The sequence below is a fragment of the Roseisolibacter sp. H3M3-2 genome (assembly GCF_029211165.1).
Lineage (GTDB): Bacteria > Gemmatimonadota > Gemmatimonadetes > Gemmatimonadales > Gemmatimonadaceae > Roseisolibacter.
In genome coordinates this window covers 1-961 of record NZ_JARGEK010000705.1, presented here as the reverse complement: position 1 = coordinate 961, position 961 = coordinate 1, and the positions used below count along the sequence as shown (strand labels likewise).

Genomic DNA, 961 nt, shown 5'->3' with positions numbered 1-961 from the left:
GTGGTCTCAACTCCTTGGCTCACAGAACGACATGGCTACGATCCGACTTTGCTGCTGCACGGGCTGCTCGCCCCGCTGGCCGACGCGCCCCCCGCGGCGGCCCCGACGCCCGCAGGCGGCGGCGAGCGCGAGGGCGGGCGCGACGCGCTCACCGGCTGCCTCGAGCGCTCGCATCTGCACGCGCTCGGCGAGCGGCTGGCGCGCGACCCGGTGGCGCCGGTCGGCGTCGTGATCGTGCGGCTGGAGGCGGAGGACACGCCGGCCGAGGACCACGACCTGATGCGCCAGCTCACCGCGCGCTTCCTCATGCGGCAGGTGCGCGGCAACGAGCCCGTGATCCGCCTCGGCGACGACGAGTTCCTCGTGGTCCTCGGCGGCGCGTCGGCCGAGCAGGTGGAGCGCGTCGCGCGCCGCGTGCAGCTGCTGGCGCTGCGCGGCGCCCCCGGCCCGCTGTCGATGGGGTGGGCGGCGCGCGAGCACGGCGAGTCGCTGCCGCAGGTCGTGGCGCGCGCGTCGACGCAGCGCGTCCCGGTGCCGGTGGGCGAGGGCGGGCAGCACCGCCGCGCCGGCGAGGACCCGCTCCCCGGGCTGGGCGCCCCCGCGCACGCCGTGGCGGCGGCGCGCTGACGCGCTGAGGCGCGGGCCCCGCCGATCGTCGCGCCGTCGTCGGTGCCCGACCTCCTGTCCGTCCTCCTCGCCGCCGGCGCCGGCAGCCGCTTCACCGGTGACGGCCACAAGCTGCGCGCCCCGCTGCGCGGCCGTCCCGTGGTGGCGCACGCGCGCGACGCGCTGGCGGCCAGCGGGCTCGAGGCGGTCGTCGTGACCGGTGCCGTCGAGGTCGACGACCTCGTGCCCGCCGGCATCGACGTCCTGCACAACCCTCGCTGGGAGGACGGCCAGGCCGGCTCGCTGCAGGTCGCGCTCGCCGAGGCCCGCCGGCGCGGGCACGATGCGGTGGTGG

1 protein-coding gene and 1 pseudogene are annotated in these 961 nt (G+C 78.5%); both read left to right on the top strand.

The features are described 5' to 3' along the window. Nucleotides 1-627 (top strand): annotated as a pseudogene (locus tag PYV61_RS25865) (hypothetical protein); the annotation flags it as partial. Between the two features lie 42 nt (nucleotides 628-669). Next, the coding region (locus tag PYV61_RS25860; RefSeq protein WP_275836766.1) for an NTP transferase domain-containing protein at nucleotides 670-961 on the top strand (292 nt) is incomplete at its 3' end.